At 61.6% G+C, this 15401-nt stretch carries 13 protein-coding genes and 1 tRNA gene; 5 read left to right on the top strand and 9 right to left on the bottom strand.

From position 1 onward, the window contains the following. Nucleotides 1-120: 120 nt before the first annotated feature. The 4 genes from J3474_RS13520 to J3474_RS13505 are packed head-to-tail and all read right to left on the bottom strand — an operon-like array spanning nucleotide 121 to nucleotide 3767. Entirely contained in the window at nucleotides 121-954 is an 834-nt protein-coding gene (locus J3474_RS13520) for an alpha/beta fold hydrolase (protein WP_013833190.1), read from the bottom strand. Then, entirely contained in the window at nucleotides 954-2072 is a 1119-nt protein-coding gene (locus J3474_RS13515) for a class I SAM-dependent methyltransferase (protein ID WP_207094530.1), read from the bottom strand. The genes J3474_RS13520 and J3474_RS13515 overlap by 1 nt, the downstream gene beginning before the upstream one ends. After that, nucleotides 2065-2376 carry a hypothetical protein gene (locus tag J3474_RS13510; RefSeq protein ID WP_083835213.1) on the bottom strand — a complete coding sequence of 104 codons (312 nt, stop codon included), beginning with the start codon at nucleotides 2374-2376 and terminating at the stop codon, nucleotides 2065-2067. Before J3474_RS13510 ends, J3474_RS13515 begins: the two co-directional genes overlap by 8 nt. A gap of 5 nt (nucleotides 2377-2381) precedes the next feature. Beyond that, nucleotides 2382-3767 (bottom strand): MFS transporter, encoded by a 1386-nt coding sequence (locus J3474_RS13505; protein ID WP_013833193.1) that lies wholly within the window; start codon nucleotides 3765-3767, stop codon nucleotides 2382-2384. A 162-nt stretch (nucleotides 3768-3929) separates the two neighbouring features. On the opposite strand from J3474_RS13505, the gene J3474_RS13500 reads away from it, so the two are divergent. Beyond that, entirely contained in the window at nucleotides 3930-5216 is a 1287-nt protein-coding gene (locus J3474_RS13500; protein WP_013833194.1) for a Xaa-Pro peptidase family protein, read from the top strand. On the opposite strand, the gene J3474_RS13495 is transcribed toward J3474_RS13500, so the two are convergent. Further along, nucleotides 5213-6250, bottom strand: coding sequence for an SMP-30/gluconolactonase/LRE family protein (locus tag J3474_RS13495; RefSeq protein ID WP_207094529.1), 1038 nt, complete (start codon nucleotides 6248-6250; stop codon nucleotides 5213-5215). The genes J3474_RS13500 and J3474_RS13495 overlap by 4 nt on opposite strands. 174 nt (nucleotides 6251-6424) lie before the next feature. On the opposite strand from J3474_RS13495, the gene J3474_RS13490 reads away from it, so the two are divergent. The 4 genes from J3474_RS13490 to J3474_RS13475 all read left to right on the top strand — a co-directional run bounded on the left by J3474_RS13490 (nucleotide 6425) and on the right by J3474_RS13475 (nucleotide 11209). Next, a complete protein-coding gene (locus J3474_RS13490) occupies nucleotides 6425-7087 on the top strand; it encodes an isochorismatase family protein (RefSeq protein WP_242528400.1) in 663 nt (220 codons plus the stop codon). 157 nt (nucleotides 7088-7244) lie between these two features. Beyond that, entirely contained in the window at nucleotides 7245-8036 is a 792-nt protein-coding gene (locus tag J3474_RS13485) for a helix-turn-helix domain-containing protein (RefSeq protein ID WP_242528399.1), read from the top strand. A 328-nt stretch (nucleotides 8037-8364) separates the two neighbouring features. Then, a complete protein-coding gene (locus tag J3474_RS13480; RefSeq protein WP_207094526.1) occupies nucleotides 8365-10563 on the top strand; it encodes a TonB-dependent receptor in 2199 nt (732 codons plus the stop codon). 394 nt (nucleotides 10564-10957) lie between these two features. After that, complete coding sequence (locus J3474_RS13475) at nucleotides 10958-11209, top strand: hypothetical protein (protein ID WP_041558926.1); 252 nt, start codon at nucleotides 10958-10960, stop codon at nucleotides 11207-11209. Between the two features lie 200 nt (nucleotides 11210-11409). Here the strand turns inward: J3474_RS13475 and J3474_RS13470 are convergent. The 4 genes from J3474_RS13470 to J3474_RS13455 form a co-directional block, all read right to left on the bottom strand. Further along, nucleotides 11410-11484, bottom strand: a tRNA-Gln gene (locus J3474_RS13470). A gap of 85 nt (nucleotides 11485-11569) precedes the next feature. Further along, nucleotides 11570-12418 carry a glutathione-dependent disulfide-bond oxidoreductase gene (gene yghU, locus J3474_RS13465; protein ID WP_207094525.1) on the bottom strand — a complete coding sequence of 283 codons (849 nt, stop codon included), beginning with the start codon at nucleotides 12416-12418 and terminating at the stop codon, nucleotides 11570-11572. Nucleotides 12419-12615: 197 nt separating this feature from the next. Then, on the bottom strand, nucleotides 12616-13716 hold the full coding sequence (locus tag J3474_RS13460; protein WP_207094524.1) for a branched-chain amino acid aminotransferase: 1101 nt from the start codon (nucleotides 13714-13716) through the stop codon (nucleotides 12616-12618). 1118 nt (nucleotides 13717-14834) lie between these two features. Further along, the gene (locus J3474_RS13455; protein ID WP_207094523.1) at nucleotides 14835-15383 is read right to left on the bottom strand and encodes a hypothetical protein; all 549 of its coding nucleotides are present in this window, start codon (nucleotides 15381-15383) and stop codon (nucleotides 14835-14837) included. Between the last annotated feature and the right edge of the window lie 18 nt (nucleotides 15384-15401).

The following is a 15401-nucleotide window of genomic DNA, read 5'->3' as shown; positions in this document are numbered from 1 at the left end:
GCTTCATGCCATCGCCCGCCGCCATTCCGCGCTCGGCCATTTCGCGCTTGGCCATTCCGCGCTTGGCCATGTCAGCGCCAGGCTGGAATCCGGAAGGACTGAACGCGCGGGAACCCGGCTTCAGTCGAGTGTCGCCGCGATGGCCGCGGCCTTGCCTTGCGGACTGGTTTCGACTTCGACGACTTGCGCGCCGCGGACCGAAGCAGCGAGCTTGCGGAGCTTTTCCTTGAGTACGGGCAGTTCCGCCTGGCCGTCGAGGAACGTGGCCTGGGTTTCCAACAGCGGCAGGCGCTCGCTGGCGCGATAGGCGAAGGCGGCGCGGTAGGACTTGTGGTAGCTGCTGATGCTCTTGAGCAGTTCGACGACCCGCTCGTGCATTTCCTGGCCGCCGGGAACGGCGCGGGTCATCAACCGATGCTCGGGATCGCGCAGGAACCAGGGGTAGTGGAGCGCCTGATCGCGGATGAAGTTGAAAGCCCAGATCAGGTGCTCACCATATTCGCCGGGCGTGACTTCAGGCGCATAACGGTCGAGCAGGAGCGCGCGCATTTCTTCGTCGTAATCGCCGATGCCATCGAAAACCACGTGGCTGATCCGTCGCGGTGCCTGGAGCGCACATTCCGCGGCAATGCGGGCGCCGGTGTGGGTGCCGTAGATCGCGACACGGTCGATCCCGAGCCTGTCGAGAAACGCGAGCAGACGGTCTGCGAAATAGGAGATTTCGGGCTCATCCGGAGCGGGCGGCGCGCTATCGCCATTGCCCAGCGTATCGGGGGCGATCAGGCGCAGGTCCGGCTTGGCACCTGTAAGCGCGGCCATGAGGGGCTCGAGCCCACGCGATGAGCCCGGAGAGGCGTGGAGCATCAGCAGGACCGGGCCATCGGCGATGCCGGCATGACGATAATGTACCAGCCCTTCATCGATCCGGGCAAAGGCGCGATCGACTTGCGCCATCATTGCGGCTTGACGCCAGAGGCGAGGAACCACGAACGAAACACCCCCTTGCTCACCTGGTCGAAAGATCCTGGCGAAGCGTCGCGCACAGCGTCCTGGAAGCCGGTTTCGATATCGATGAAACCCGCGCGCGTCAGTTGCGCAGCGTAGTCGGCGCTGATTGCGACTTTCCAGTTGGGCTCGTTATTGTATTCGTGTTCGATCTCGCCACGCACTTTCGTCCATAGCGGCACACTGTCGTATCGTTGGGGCACCTCGAGATGTGCGACGATACCGCCGGGTTTCAGCAGGCGGGCACATTCGGCCATGATCGCCTCGATGCCGGCAGGGCTTGTCTCGTGCAGAACGACGCAAGTGAAGACGCAGTCGAAGCTTTCGTCTTCGTAGGGGGCTCTTTCGGCATTGCCCTGCGTGAAGTGAATGTCGACGTCCAGATATGCGGCCCGCGCGTGGGCATAGCGCAACATCGAGGCGCCGACGTCGAGCGCGTGAACTTCGGCCTGTGGAAATGCCTTTGCAAGCGGGACGGCCGAGGCACCGATCCCGCAACCCAGTTCGAGGATGCGCTTGGGGGCGCGTCCGGGCCAGCGTGTCTTGAGGTGCGAGGCGAGTGTCCATCCGCGCCCGTCGTTGAGAAGACCGCCGTTGCGTCCGAGCATGTAGACCGCTCCGCCGCGATCCATCAGCGCTCCTTGGGCGACGCCTTCGATGTCCGCACCGTAACCGCCCGGCATGAGATGTACGTCGCGATCAGCCAGGTACTCGGGTTGGTTGGTCTGCGGATCGAGGGTCAACGAACCGCGGACCGGTGCCGATCGCGCCGCTGCGTCGAGGTCGCCTCTCTGCCTGTCCACGCTTGCTCCGACAAGCGACCAGAGCAGTTCCTGGCTGGCCCTGCGCAAGGAAAGGTAGCCGCCGAAGCTCTCGCTTTCCTGCAGCAGCCGGTATGTCGTTTCCGCACGGGAATTGTGGCCTTCGCCTGGATCGAGGCACTCGGCGCTCTTGGCAATCGAGGGCTCCAGTGTGCCGGCGATGTAGGTCTTCAGGTCGCGCACGAAGAGCTGTTCGGCCCTTTCGTCATGATTGGTGCGCGCAAGCATTGCATGGCCTTCAGTCATGGGGCGATCCTTTCCGGGCTTGCTCGGCCTCGCGTGCGGCTGCATCGCGCAGGGGATGCATTACCTTGGCGATGAGATCCGCGCGCAGACCGTCGCGACGTTCTGCGTCGTTTTCGTTCGGTTCGAAATGCTCAACCGAATCCGCATCGAGCATGCCAGACGCTTCGAGCAGGACTTCGAGTGTATCGATACGCTCACGCATCGCCGCAACCTGTGAGGTAAGCGCTACGATCATGCCGAGCAGGCGGTCTTCTCCCTGGCTCATGCCCGGGACGGCGAGGCGGCGTTGGTACGGTCGGTCCATGGATGTCAGTCTCCCGCAGTTGGTTCGCCGCGAAGGGTCATCGTGCGCTCGTCCAGCGGATAGAAACGCATCGCAACGATGCTCAAGACCAGGAAGGCGGTCGAAAAGATACTGTAGCACAGTGCAATGCCAAGGACCGCGCTTTGCGGCTGAGCAACCGTGATGCCGCCCTTGGCTTCGATATAGCCGAACAGGCCGAGGATGATGCCGGTCAGCGAGGCGCCGATCGCCTGCCCCAGCTTCTCGACCATGATGTAGAGCCCCGCGAAGCTGCCCTCGATGCGATTGCCGGTGCGCAGATACTGGAACTGCATGGTATCCGGCAACATCGACTGGCTGATCATCACGATTCCGCCGTTGCCGAGGCCGGCCAGCAGGCCGATGGCGATCACCATCCATTCCGGCGTGCCGTGGCCGAGCGGGAACCACATGATCCAGACGCAAGCCGTGAACACGCCGCCGAAAGTGTAGGCCGTACGCTTGCCGACCCGCCGGGCCAACCATAACCAGCCCGGCTGCGCGATCACCGTCCCGATGGTGAGGGTGAGATAGATCGTGCCGAGCCATTCGTCGGACATGCCCAGGCTGCGTTGCACGAAGAACGGGGCCGATGCGGTATGCAGCGCCGCAGCGCTCAGGAGCATCAGCTTGGCGATCTGGAGGATGACGAAGGGCCGGTTGCGCGACGCAAGCTTGAGCTGTTGGCGGTAGGGAATGTGCTTGCGCGCATCGACTGGCCGCAGGCGCGCCCGCGAAGTCATGAAGAAGCAGCCCATCAGGATCGCGAATATCACGATGCCCATGATCACGCCCATCGCGCGGTGACCGGCCAGACCGCCGCCAAAATAGGCAATCAGCGAGGCCGTCGCAAACCCCCCCAGCATGTTGCCAAGCGATCCGTTGACGACGCGAAACGACATCAGCTTCGATCGTTCGTGTGCGTTGTCGGTCATTTCGGCCGGCATCGTCATGTAGGGTACGGCAAAGATCGCATAGGACGTTGCGTGGAGCAGCAGCAGTCCCGCCAGCATGGTAATCGCAGCGCCCTCGGTAGGCACAACCGGCATGTTGAAAGCGAGCATGAAGATCAGCCCGCAGCCGAATGCACCTGCCATCAGGAAGGGGCGCCGGCGGCCCCAGCGCGAATTGAAGCGGTCGCTCCACGAACCGATCAGGGGATCGGCTACGGCGTCATAGATCTTGGCCAGTGCGAAGATCGTTCCCGCGACCTCGGCGGGGACGGCCATGTAGTCGGTCATGAAGCGTAGCAGGAGATAGCTGCCCACCATGTATGCGGTGATGCCGAGCGTCCCCAGACCCCATCCGAAGTAGATGCCAAGGGGCAGCGGCGCCGCCTGATCCTGCTGCCCGAAAGTGGCCTCGTGCTTCATTGCATAATTTCCATCGCTTCCGGTTAGGCCATCACGGCGCCCACTGGCATAGAGGCCTTGCCGCCCTATCCACGCTGCGGATAATGACTGCGGCTGCGCGTTGTAGCGGGCAAGATCCCACCTAGACCCGGGGCCGTACATCAGCAGCAAAGAGTCCGGATCATGCTACTCAATCGCGAACGTGCCAATCAGGTCATGGACCGTCACGGGTTGGACGGACTCGTGGCCGCCTTTCGCGAGAATATCTACTATCTTTCCGACTATTGGGGCACGATGTTCCTCATGTCGCGCAACTACACGCTCTACGCGTTGCTGCCGCGCGACGAGAATGCTCCGGCGGCATTGGTGATGCCGGGAACCGGAGTCTATCACCTCGAACATTGTCCGACCTGGATGCCCAACGTCGCGACTTTCATCACCCGCGTCGCGCCCAAGACCCAGGCGCGCGACTACGAGTTTTCAACCGAAGAACTCGATCTGGACCAGGTCGTCTCGGCAGATACGATCGACAGGAACACGCCGCTTACGCCCTTTCCCACGCGCGAGAATGCAGCGATGGCACCGCGTGACCGGCAATTGCTCGATCGCTATGCCGCGCACCAGGGAAGCTCCGAGACGACTGCGACGCGCGCGTTGGCCCGCGCCATTCGCGAAGCTGGACTGGCCGACAAGCGCCTGGGCTTCGACGATCCGCGCGTGCTCGGCTGGCTCCACGAGATCGGTCTTGAAGACCTTGAGGGCATGGACGCTCTCAACGTATTCAAGGAGATCCGTATGGTGAAGAGTCCTGCGGAGATCGAACTTCTGCGCACTGCAGGCCGGGTCGGGGAGACCGTCCTGAACGGCGTGATCGACCGGATGGAAGTGGGCATGCCGCTCGAGGCGCTCTCGGACATCCATGCCCGCCTTGCTGCAGAACACGGCTGCCGTTCGGAGTGGATCATCGCCAACATCCGCGGCCTCGCAACCGGGAAAGTGGAAGCAGGCGAACTCATCAAGCTCGACAGCGTGACCAGCTACAAGCAGTATCGCGGCGATGTCGGACGTTCAGTGCTGTTCGGTGAGCCGGACGCGGAGATGCTGCGGCGTTTCGAGGCGGTCAATCGCGGGCTGCAGGTCGCCTATGAGAACATCCGGCCGGGCAAGACCTTCAAGGAAATCGTCGACCTCACGCTCAAGACCGTTCACGCGGAGGGTTTCCCCGGCTTCGTCATCGCCGGGCCGCATAGCGTCGGCCTCGAGCATACCGATCATCCGGTCTCGGTAGGGGCCGAGATGCCGGGCCATCATCACCTCACGTTCGAGGAGAACATGGTCTTCACGCTGGACATGCCCTACCACGAATTCGGCTGGGGCACGACGCATGTCGAGGACATGATGATCGTTCGCAAGGATGGCTGCGAGGCGATTACTTCGATGGATACCGCCTTGCGGGTAAAGCCGGTCTAGGCTGTTCCGGGCACCGTTGCGCGGTCCAGTCCAGGCCGCGGCCATGCAAGGCTGACGATCCGCCCGGTGCTGGAGAGGCAGGCGAGGACCTCGCGTCGATCCTCTCCTGCGAAGGCCAGGGCGGTCACTGCAAAATCGGGCAGGGCGATGAGCGCCTGCAAGATCCCACCCGGTGAAACCACCGCGATCCCCCCTGGCCTGACGCAGCCGATCAGCGTGGTTCCATCCTCGTCGCACACGATATTGTCGAGGATCATCGCTCCCGGCAGCCGCGCGAAGACCGCAGCCGGCCCCAGCGTGTCGCCGCGCGCCGGCAACTTGAGCACCGTGCGCGCCTTGGACAGGACGACGAGCAGATCGCCATCGGGCGTACGGCATAGGCCGTTCGGGGCATCGAGCGGGTGGAGCACTCGCTCGATGCGGCTTCCATCCAGCCGTGCATGATAAAGCGCACCGGGGTCCTGGCCTGTAGGGCGCAACTTGCCGGTATCTGTGAACCAGAAGCCACCGAGGCCGTCGAGGATGAGATCGTTCGGGCCGTTGAGCGCAGCGCCGTCGCACTGCGTATACAGTGATTCTACTGCACCGTCCGGCGCGACCCGCACGATGCGGCCGGGGGCGAGGTCGACAGGTAATCCGGCAACACGCAAGCCTTGCTCCGTCCGGCGAAAGGCGATGCCCCCGTTGTCTGCCACGAGGACCGATCCGTCCGGCAGCAGCGCCGCGCCGTTTGGCCCGGGGCCCGGTCGGGCCGTGATCTCCTGCCTTCCCCTCCTGTCGATGCGCAGCAGGGTTCCGCCGGCAATCTCGACGCAGCCGATTGCGCCGTCGGGATATGTGAACAGGCCTTCGGGGAACTGGAGCCCCTTCGCTATCGTCCTGACCCCGTCAGGCAGAGCTTCCCGCGCAAGACCGCGCCGGGACGCGCCTGCGGCGGCAAGCAGGCAAGCTGTACTTGCCAGCACCGATCTGCGGGTCAGCGAACGGACGCCTGCCCGCGCTTGTGCACATGATCCAAGGAAGCGTCCTGTCATCGCGGTATCCTAGCAGCCTGGGGGCTCGCTTGAGGAGGAGGGCAGCGTCCCTCTCCACCCTGTGGACATTCTATGGCTTCGTCCCGCGCAGATCCGATGTCAGCGAGTAGGGTAGGCGGCGGCGTCAGCGCCATCAGATCAGGAGATTGCGATACGATGCCACGCGGCACGAAAATGGCCAGTGACACGCGCACCGCGAAGGAGATCTTCGAAAGCGTCATGGCCGATCCGCAACGCGCCCGCTTCGGCTTTGGGCGCAAGCTGGCCGTGGTCAATGTCGACTTCCAGAATGCCTACACGCGGATCGACGAGTTCAGCACCGCTTACGAAGCCGATCCGCGGCAGATCGAATTCACCAATCAGATTTCCCACCTCGCTCGTGAATGCGGGATGCCGGTGGTCTGGACGCAAGTGGCTTACATGGGAACCGGCGCCGATGCCGGGATCTGGGGACGGCGGACCAATACGCCTGACAGTCTCGAGAACATCAAGCGCGGCAGCAGGCGTCACGACTTCGATGTGCGCTGCGAGATCGATCCGTCGGTCGATGCGATCTTCGACAAGCGCATGCCAAGCGCATTCTTCGAAACGCCGCTGGGAAGTTATCTCACGTCGCACGATGTCGACACCGTGGTCGTTACCGGTGGCTCCACTTCGGGCTGTGTTCGCGCTACTGCAGTCGACGCGCTGAGCCGGGGGTACCGGACGATCGTTCCGATCGAGACCTGTGCCGACAAGCACGAGAGTTTCCACTATGCGAACCTTACCGATCTGCAGCTGAAATATGCCGATGTCCTGCCGGTCAGCGAGGTGATCGAATGGCTTGAGTCGCGGTAGCCGGTCGATCCGTTTGCTCCGTGAGCCGAGAAAATCGGCCGCGGCGCCGGGCTTTCCCGCCGATGAAATGAAGAAACTGTAAGGGTTTTATCCGCCAGGCGATCAAAGGGCTATAAGTTTATCCGCATGGCATTCAGAAATGCGGAATATCCGCAGCATGAACAATGACAAACCGATCCGCGCCCTCAGTCGAGGTTTGGCTGTCCTTCAGGCCATCAACCGAGGCGGTTCGCTGACCCTCATGCAGATCGCCCGGGCTTCACAGGTTCCCTATCCCACGGCGAGCCGCCTGGTTCATTCGCTCATGCACGAAGGACTGATCGAGCAGGAGCCCGACCGCAAGCGCTACCGGCCGACCGCATTGGTCCAGACGCTCTCCAACGGCTTCCAGGGCGACGGCATCCTCATCCAGGCGGCCCGGCCTCATATCATCGACCTGACGCGGCGCGTGGGCTGGCCGATCACGCTTTCGACCCGGGTCGGCCATTCGATGGTCATTCGCGATTCCACGCATTCGATCACGGCGCTGACCTTCAATACCTATCATCCGGGCTATTCGATGCCGATACTGGAGGCCGCTGCAGGTCACGCGACGCTCGCCTACATGAGCGATGAGGACCGCGAGCAGCTGCTGGAAAGCATGAAGCTCTTGCCTAAGATCGAGTCCCCGGGAATCCTCGAGATGTTTCAGAAGGAGGAACTGGCCAGCCGTATTCGCACGGAGGGTTACGCGGCTCGCATGTTCAATCAGTTCACGGCTAATCCGGGCAAGACATCGTCGATTGCAGTGCCGATCCTGCGTGATGCAGAGGTTGTCGGCGCACTGACCCTCGCCTTCTTTGTCAGGGCCGCGAAGATGGATCAGGCTGAAGCCAGCTTTGTTCGGCCCTTGCAGGAAACGGCCACGAATATTGCACAATCGCTGCGCGATGTAGAGACAAGGCATTGAATTCTTTGTCATAAGGATGACGCATTTACAGCTTTTTGCGTCGTAGTTTTTTCTCACGCAGTGGATAGTGTGCGCTTGCAGGCTGGGGTCATGGCAAATTTTGCATCACACTAAATAAATAAATCAAGAAAATGTGGGGCAGGGCGAAGCACTTGCTATGGCGTTGATGAGGGCATCTAACATGACTGGCAATTACTTGAAAATTATCAAGAGTGGACTTAAGGTTACTACGGCACTTGTTGCGGTATGTGCCGGATCTTCGGCGATCGCGCAGACTGCGGGTTCCGGTGACAAAGCGTCCGCGGAAGCCGAATTCTCGGGTGACATTGTGGTCACCGCGCGAAAGCGCGACGAAAGCATTCTCGACGTTCCGCTGTCTATCTCGGCGATCAGCGGTGAAGGTCTCGAAGCCAGGGGTGTGCAGGGTTTCAATGAACTCAATGATTTCGTGCCTGGCTTGCGCTACCAGAACAGTTCCGCCAACCGCAATGATCGCGGTTTCAGCACTTTCTCCATGCGTGGCATGTATCCGGGCGATTCTCCGAACCGGCAGGGCGTAACCGTATTCGTCGATGGCGTCGCCATCCCGACCGGCGCCGTTCCGGGCCTCGGCGATGTTGAGCGTGTCGAGGTCGTCAAGGGGCCGCAGAGCGCATATTTCGGCCGTTCGACGTTTGCCGGCGCGATCAATTTCGTGACCCGCGCACCCTCGCTCGAGGAATGGGGCGGCAAGATTGATGCCTCCTACGCAAGCTTCGATACGCTTACGCTCAATGCCTCCGTGGAAGCCCCGGTGGTCAAGGGCGTGCTGGGGGTGCGCGTCGGTGGTTATTACTACAAGACGGATGGCGCCTACGACAATTTCGGCTACCCGGGCAAGGCGGGCTCGCGCGAAACCCGCGCCGCATCGCTGGCCATCAACTTCCAGCCCACCGACCGCCTGAACGTTCGCCTGTACGGCACGATGTGGGAAGATTCCGACGGTGCATCGGCACAGGCCCTGCTTGCGGAGGACCATTACAACTGCAATCCCGGCGGAACGGGCCGGGCGGTTGACGGCAACAACTATATCTGCGGTGGTGTCGGTTCGGCCCCGAAGCAGTGGATTTCGCAGAACACCCTGCTCGGTGGTCTCACCGATTATTCGCTCATTACAGACAACGGCGTTCTCAAGGATGGTTTCATCGATCATCTCGGTCTCGAGCGTGAAGCCTACCAGATCATCGGCTCCTTCAATTACGACCTCGACGATTACGCGATCTCGGGCAACTTCGGGCACAACAAAAACGACTGGGGCGCGCTGACCGAGACTTATAACAGGCCGGACCCTAGTTATTTCCGTGCGGTCTATCTGCCCTATAACATCGACAATACCTCGGCCGAGTTACGCTTCGGCACTTCGGGGAAAGGACCTCTGCAGTTCCTTGTGGGCGCGAACTACTACGAGGAAGGCATTTACTTTGGCGTTCGTGCTGACATCAACGGCACATTCATCAATCTCGGAAGCCCGACAAATTACGATGCAAGGACGACGGGTATCTTCGGTTCGCTCAGCTACGATTTCGGTCAGATCGTCACGATCAGTGCCGAAGGCCGCTACCAGTGGGACGAAGTTCACCATTACAACATAGCCGCGGATGCCAAGAAGACCTTCAAGTCCTTCAGTCCGCGCCTGATCGCGAACTTCCACGTGACGCCCGACGTCGATGTCTATGCATCGTATTCGCGCGGCACCCGCCCGGGCACATTCAATACCAACTTCTTCTCCCTGCCGCAGACCACGATAGATGCCGTTCTTGCGGTTCAGGACGTCCCGCTTGCAGTGCCTGAAGAGAAGCTCACCAACTTCGAAGCTGGCGTTAAAGGCGAATTCTTCGACAAGCGCCTGCGGCTTCTGGCCTCCGCCTATTACATGAAATGGCGTGGTCGTCAGATCAATCAGAACATTCCCTATACCATCGACGTCGGCGGCACGCCCACGCTGCAGACGACGACGGTCACTCTCGCCAACGGTTCGACCGATCTTTACGGTCTCGAACTTGAAGCAACGGTGCGAGCCAGCAACTACCTCACGATCGAGGGCACGTTCAACTGGGCGGGAAGCGAGATCAAGTATACCGACTGCGCAGAATGCGTGTTCATCACCGGCAATCGCAATCCGGTAGGTAACCTTATGCCGCGTTACGCAGAGTTCAGCGGATCGGCCTCGGTCTACTATGATCGCCCGATCAATGCGACCTGGGACGGCTTTGCCCGCCTCGACTACACCTACACCGGACGGATGTACGCGACCGAAGCGAACCTTGCCTATACCGATCCGGCAAACCGCTTCAATCTGCGCGGTGGCTTGCGCAGCGAGCACTACTCGGTCGAACTTTTTGTCACTAACCTGTTCGATGACAAGACGCCAACCAACATCCTGCGCAGCTCCAACCCGCGTCTTGGAGCCGGTGAAGGCCAGAATACGCTGATCGTGGCGCCGCCGCAGCCCCGCACCTTCGGGGTCAAGGGCTCCTACAAGTTCTGATCAATACGTTTGTCAGCAAGCTGGCAGGGGAAGGGGGCGATCGCGCGTTGCGGTCGCTCCTTTTTCGTGTGCCATGCCAGACAGACTCCAAGGGCAGATGGTGTGCCGCTGAAAGCAATGCCCGTCAGAGCGGAGAGGGCAGGGTGAGGAAGCCCTCCGCAACGGCTACCCGTCCCGATAACCTGCGCGCCAGTTCCTGGCACCGGCTATAGGGTGACCGAGCAAGGTCGCGCACGGCGTTGATTGCCTCGCGAAAATCTACCTCGCGTGGTCGGGAATCAGCGCCCTGGTTTGGGCATCGACAGCGCTAGGCGATCTCATTCCTCGCCAATAAGGTCGCTGGGTCGGGTGTTTGACGCTTTGCAGCCGAGGTGTTGCACGATAATCGGGGGCGATGATGAACATACCCTGGGACCAGCCTGCGACGCTGATAGATCTGGACGGCAAAACGCCGGTCATTGGAACGATCCTGGAATGCGTGATGCACTTCTCGCTCTTCAAGCCTTTCGCCAAGGAACAAGCGCGCATCCTGTTGACACGACCGGTGTTCAGAACAGGTCAGAAGACACGAACATGGGTCCTCAACCCTGATGAGATCGAATTGCTCGTCCAGCGCATGACCGATGAAAAAGGTACCGGCCAGTAGCTACGTCAGCAGCCACGGGCTGGCGCAGGTTCAATTAGCAATATGTTGATGAGCCTGAACATGACCAGGACGAGCCCGATCCTATGCTGTCGTCGCGCCAGGCGATTCTGCGGTGGCAAAATTGGAGCTTCACCGAGGCTGATCTGCGGTACGCGTTCTGTGCCCGTGACGCTGACAGGGCAGGACTCGCAGAAAGCTGCTGGCTGGGGCGGCAGGATTCGAACCTGCGAATGCCGGTACCAAAAACCGGTGCCTTACCACTTGGCGACGCCCCAGCAGGGAATGCGCGCTTAGCGGCTAATGTTCGGGCTGAAAAGGGGCCAATCGCATGTTTCGGACAATTGGCCCCCCGCCATGCGATCAGGCGGAAAGGACTGCGTCGATATCGGCAGCGCTGTGGCGTTCGCTTACGAAGCCTTCGCTGTTGCGGTTGACGATGCGGCCGCGCTGGACTCCCTTGCGGTTGCCCACTTCCTCGCCCCAGCGCACGACATTCTTGTAACTGGGAATGTCCAGGAAGGTTGCTCCGTCGTCATAGGCGTCACCGCGAAGGAATGCGCCGAACCAGCCGTAAGTGGCGATGTCCGCGATCGTGTACTCCTCCCCGGCGAGGTAGCGGTTCTCGGCAAGGCGCCGGTCCGCGACATCGAAGATCCGTTTCGTTTCCATGGCATAACGGTTGATCGGGTACTCGTACTTCTTGGGCGCATAAGCGTAGAAGTGCCCGAAGCCGCCGCCGATCACCGGGGCCGTGGACATCTGCCACATCAGCCATGACATGCACTCGGCGCGCGCGGCAGGTGCGGTGGGAAGGAATTTGCCGAATTTCTCGGCGAGGTGGACGAGGATCGCGCCCGATTCGAAGATGCGGATCGGCTCATCGCCCGAGCAGTCGAGCAGAGCAGGGATCTTCGAATTCGGATTGATCGAGACGAATCCCGATCCGAACTGGTCGCCATCGCCGATCGAGATCAGCCAGGCATCGTACTCCGCATCGCTTATGCCTGCCGCGAGCAGTTCCTCGAACATGATCGTGACTTTCTGGCCATTGGGCGTGCCCAGCGAATAGAGCTGGAACGGGTGCTGGCCGCGCGGCAGTTCCTTGTCATGCGTGGGCCCGGCGATCGGGCGATTGGTCTTGGCCCATTGGCCGCCGTTTTCCGCATCCCATGTCCAGACTTTCGGCGGCGTGTAGGTGAGATCGGTCATGCGGGGGGCATCCTGTTTCGCTGTAAGGGATAGGGGCACAGGCCCGGTAGGTAGGATCGGCCCTGTCCGGGGACAAGGTCCTGGGCGGCAGGGCGTCGGTTCGGAGCGGACGATTGCTCGTCCAACGAGAAAAGGCCCGGCAGCGCCATGCGTTGCCGGGCCTTTTTGCGAAATCCCGTGACCGAGATGCGGCTCGATCAGCCGATCTTGCGGATCCAGCCGTGGGTATCGGCTTCCTGCCCGCGCTGGATGGCGACGAGGCGGCTCTTCAGCTTCTGGGTGAGCTGGCCGGGGCCGCCCGAACCGACGGTGAATTCACCGTCGCGCCCGGAAACCTTGCCGACCGGGGTGACAACGGCCGCGGTGCCGCAGGCGAAAGTCTCGACGAGCCGACCCGACTTTGCATCCTCGCGCCACTGGTCGATCGAATAGCGGCCTTCGGTGACGGTGAGCCCTTCCTCGCGGGCAAGGGTGAGCAGGCTGTCGCGGGTAATGCCGGGCAGGATCGTTCCCGTCAGTTCCGGCGTGAGCAGGGTACCGTCGTCGAATACGAAGTACAGGTTCATGCCGCCCAGTTCCTCGATCCACTTGTGCTCGGCGGCATCGAGGAAGACGACCTGGTCGTGGCCACGGGCAATCGCCTCGCCCTGCGGCACGAGGCTGGCGGCGTAGTTCCCGCCGCACTTGGCTGCACCGGTGCCGCCAGGAGCGGCGCGCGTATAGTCGCTGACCCAGATCGAGACGGCCGGGGCGCCCGATTTGAAGTAGTTGCCCGCCGGGCTGGCGATAACGATGAACTTGTACTGCTTGGCCGGACGCACGCCGAGGAAGGCCTCGGTCGCGATCATGAACGGGCGCAGGTAGAGCGACGCGCCTTCGGCCTCGGGGATCCAGTCGCGGTCGGCCTGCACCAGGCGCTCGATGGATTCGACGAAGAGCGCTTCGGGCAGTTCGGGCATGGCGAGGCGTTCGGCCGAGCGGTTGAAGCGCGCGGCGTTGGCTTCGGGGCGGAACAGGGCAATGCTGCCGTCCGCCTGCTTGTAGGCCTTGAGGCCCTCGAAGATTTCCTGCGCGTAGTGGAGGACAGAGGCGGCCGGATCGAGTGCGATCGGCTGGCGCGGGCCGATCACGGCATCGTGCCAGCCCTGGCCCTCGGTCCACTCGATCACCACCATGTGGTCCGAGAAGTTCGTGCCGAAGCCCGGATTGGCAAGAATTGCAGCCCGTTGATCCGCGCCGGTCGGCGAGGGGTGGGGCAGGGAAGTGAAGGTCAGGCCGGCATCGGCGAGCGTCGCCATCGAACTAGGTCCTCATCATTGTACGTGCGGCGCGCTGTTGAACAAAAATTGCGCTCAGTGCAACCGAAAAGAAATTTTGATACTTAGCCGTAATGTATTAGCATGTCGCCGCAGCGAGGCAAATTGCTGCGCGCGCGGTGTCTTCCGCAACGGCTGAAAGCAAGTGATGCCAATGGGCGTCTTACCGGCGATTTTCCAGCCTCATCTTCTCAATTCGAGGAGCAGGGATGGATGCATCGGACTGCGCGAGTCCGGTGTTGCCGGCACGCATGGGCGCTCGGCTGCTTCAGGGCCGCGCTGCTCCAGGGCGCTGGGCATGAAAAAAAGGCCGTGCCCGCGAGTCGGGACGACCTCGATTGTTTGCTGAATGAGAATTGTTTGCTCAATGAGAATGGCCGCACCGGAAAACCGGTGCGGCCATTCGCATGGTCAGCGGCCGGAAGTGCCGCCAGCGAAAGCCTTTATCGCCTGATCAGAATTCAGCGATAATGCCTCGCGACGGAAATTGCCGACCTCTCTGCTGAACCATGAGACATCGGATCACCTCCTTTCGCGCTGTTGAGCCAAAGATCACCGCTTTCGCGGCTGGGACTTCAGGTCGTCCTGGGCGCGTTTCCCGGGGCCTTCGGTCTTGAGTATTTTTGTGTCCGATTCCGCATCGCACAACAAGTCTTGCATTCGTTTTTTTTGCGGTCATTATGATGACTTCGGCCAGTTTTCCCCAGCTTGGAGGTCGATTTCGACCCACCGCTCGGGGCACCGCTGAGTGCGGCCTGAAGAGAGCCGGAATTTACCGAAATCAGCGCTTTTTCACCCGCTTTTGAAGTCCGAATCGCCGTTTGGACGGCTTGTGATTCGTCTCCATGGAGAGGCGACCCAGCTCTTGGGCAATACCTTACCGCGGTCTAGTGCAGGGGATCGGCAAATCGAATCAGCCGCTTGCGGTCGAATCCGCTCTCTTCGGGAAAGCCGATATGGCGTTGTGACTAATGGTCGATTCGGAATTGCAGCCGCGTGGCGATCCCGTGGAGGCCGGTACGAGGCCGCCTTGTCATGCCTCGTGCGCAAAATGGCGCGGCGAAGCTGAATGCGAAGATCGATTCGTGGCGGCGGCCGGGTTAACGGCAGTCTTCGATGACGCGCGAAACTTCGGTCCAGCTCGGAATGTAGAGCGCTGCCATGCCCGGAACTTGCACTGCGAAGCGACCGCGGCTGAAGGCCATGTCATCGAGCAGCGGGTCGCGGGCGGCCAGGCTTGTCGAAACGCCGCCCTGCAGCGGATTGGCGACGAGGGTGCGTTCGCCTTCGGTGGTGCGGATCGCCATCGAAACGGGACCCGCAGCTACGCCTGCGCGGGTCAGCGACACCTTCTGTTGCTGCCGCTCGCAGCGCAGGATGAACTGGCCGCCGGCGAAACTGGCGAAAGAGCCGGCCGAACCGGGGGCGTATTGCCAGTCGCCTGGCGTCGCCGGTGCGTCGCGCCAGTCGCTAGCCGGAGGTGGCAGGGGCGTCGGTGTCGTTGCCGGGGTGGGCGTGGGGCGCTGCGCCGGTTGGGGCGGGGGAGCCGCCACTTGCGGAATGCAGCCGGCAAGCGCCAGGGCCCCGGTCAGGACCGAAAGGAGGCGAAGCGAAACGGAGGTGGAGCGCAGGCGCGGATTTGCCTTCATGCTCCCGGTATGGAATGA

Origin of the sequence: Novosphingobium sp. PY1 (assembly GCF_017312445.1) — a bacterium.
In the GTDB taxonomy this organism is placed as follows: Bacteria; Pseudomonadota; Alphaproteobacteria; order Sphingomonadales; family Sphingomonadaceae; genus Novosphingobium.
The sequence above is the reverse complement of the archived record's forward strand: the minus strand, read 5'-3'. Positions and strand labels throughout refer to the sequence as shown.

What these genes read in the sequence shown, in the direction of transcription:
- J3474_RS13520 (WP_013833190.1), bottom strand. Translation starts at nt 954, where the DNA reads ATGGCGCAAGTCGATCGCGCCTTTGCCCGGATCGATGAAGGGCTGGTA.
- J3474_RS13475 (WP_041558926.1), top strand. Translation starts at nt 10,958, where the DNA reads ATGATGAACATACCCTGGGACCAGCCTGCGACGCTGATAGATCTGGAC.
- J3474_RS13510 (WP_083835213.1), bottom strand. Translation starts at nt 2,376, where the DNA reads ATGGACCGACCGTACCAACGCCGCCTCGCCGTCCCGGGCATGAGCCAG.
- J3474_RS13460 (WP_207094524.1), bottom strand. Translation starts at nt 13,716, where the DNA reads ATGGCGACGCTCGCCGATGCCGGCCTGACCTTCACTTCCCTGCCCCAC.
- J3474_RS13500 (WP_013833194.1), top strand. Translation starts at nt 3,930, where the DNA reads ATGCTACTCAATCGCGAACGTGCCAATCAGGTCATGGACCGTCACGGG.
- yghU (WP_207094525.1), bottom strand. Translation starts at nt 12,418, where the DNA reads ATGACCGATCTCACCTACACGCCGCCGAAAGTCTGGACATGGGATGCG.
- J3474_RS13455 (WP_207094523.1), bottom strand. Translation starts at nt 15,383, where the DNA reads ATGAAGGCAAATCCGCGCCTGCGCTCCACCTCCGTTTCGCTTCGCCTC.
- J3474_RS13495 (WP_207094529.1), bottom strand. Translation starts at nt 6,250, where the DNA reads ATGACAGGACGCTTCCTTGGATCATGTGCACAAGCGCGGGCAGGCGTC.
- J3474_RS13490 (WP_242528400.1), top strand. Translation starts at nt 6,425, where the DNA reads ATGGCCAGTGACACGCGCACCGCGAAGGAGATCTTCGAAAGCGTCATG.
- J3474_RS13485 (WP_242528399.1), top strand. Translation starts at nt 7,245, where the DNA reads ATGAACAATGACAAACCGATCCGCGCCCTCAGTCGAGGTTTGGCTGTC.
- J3474_RS13505 (WP_013833193.1), bottom strand. Translation starts at nt 3,767, where the DNA reads ATGAAGCACGAGGCCACTTTCGGGCAGCAGGATCAGGCGGCGCCGCTG.
- J3474_RS13515 (WP_207094530.1), bottom strand. Translation starts at nt 2,072, where the DNA reads ATGACTGAAGGCCATGCAATGCTTGCGCGCACCAATCATGACGAAAGG.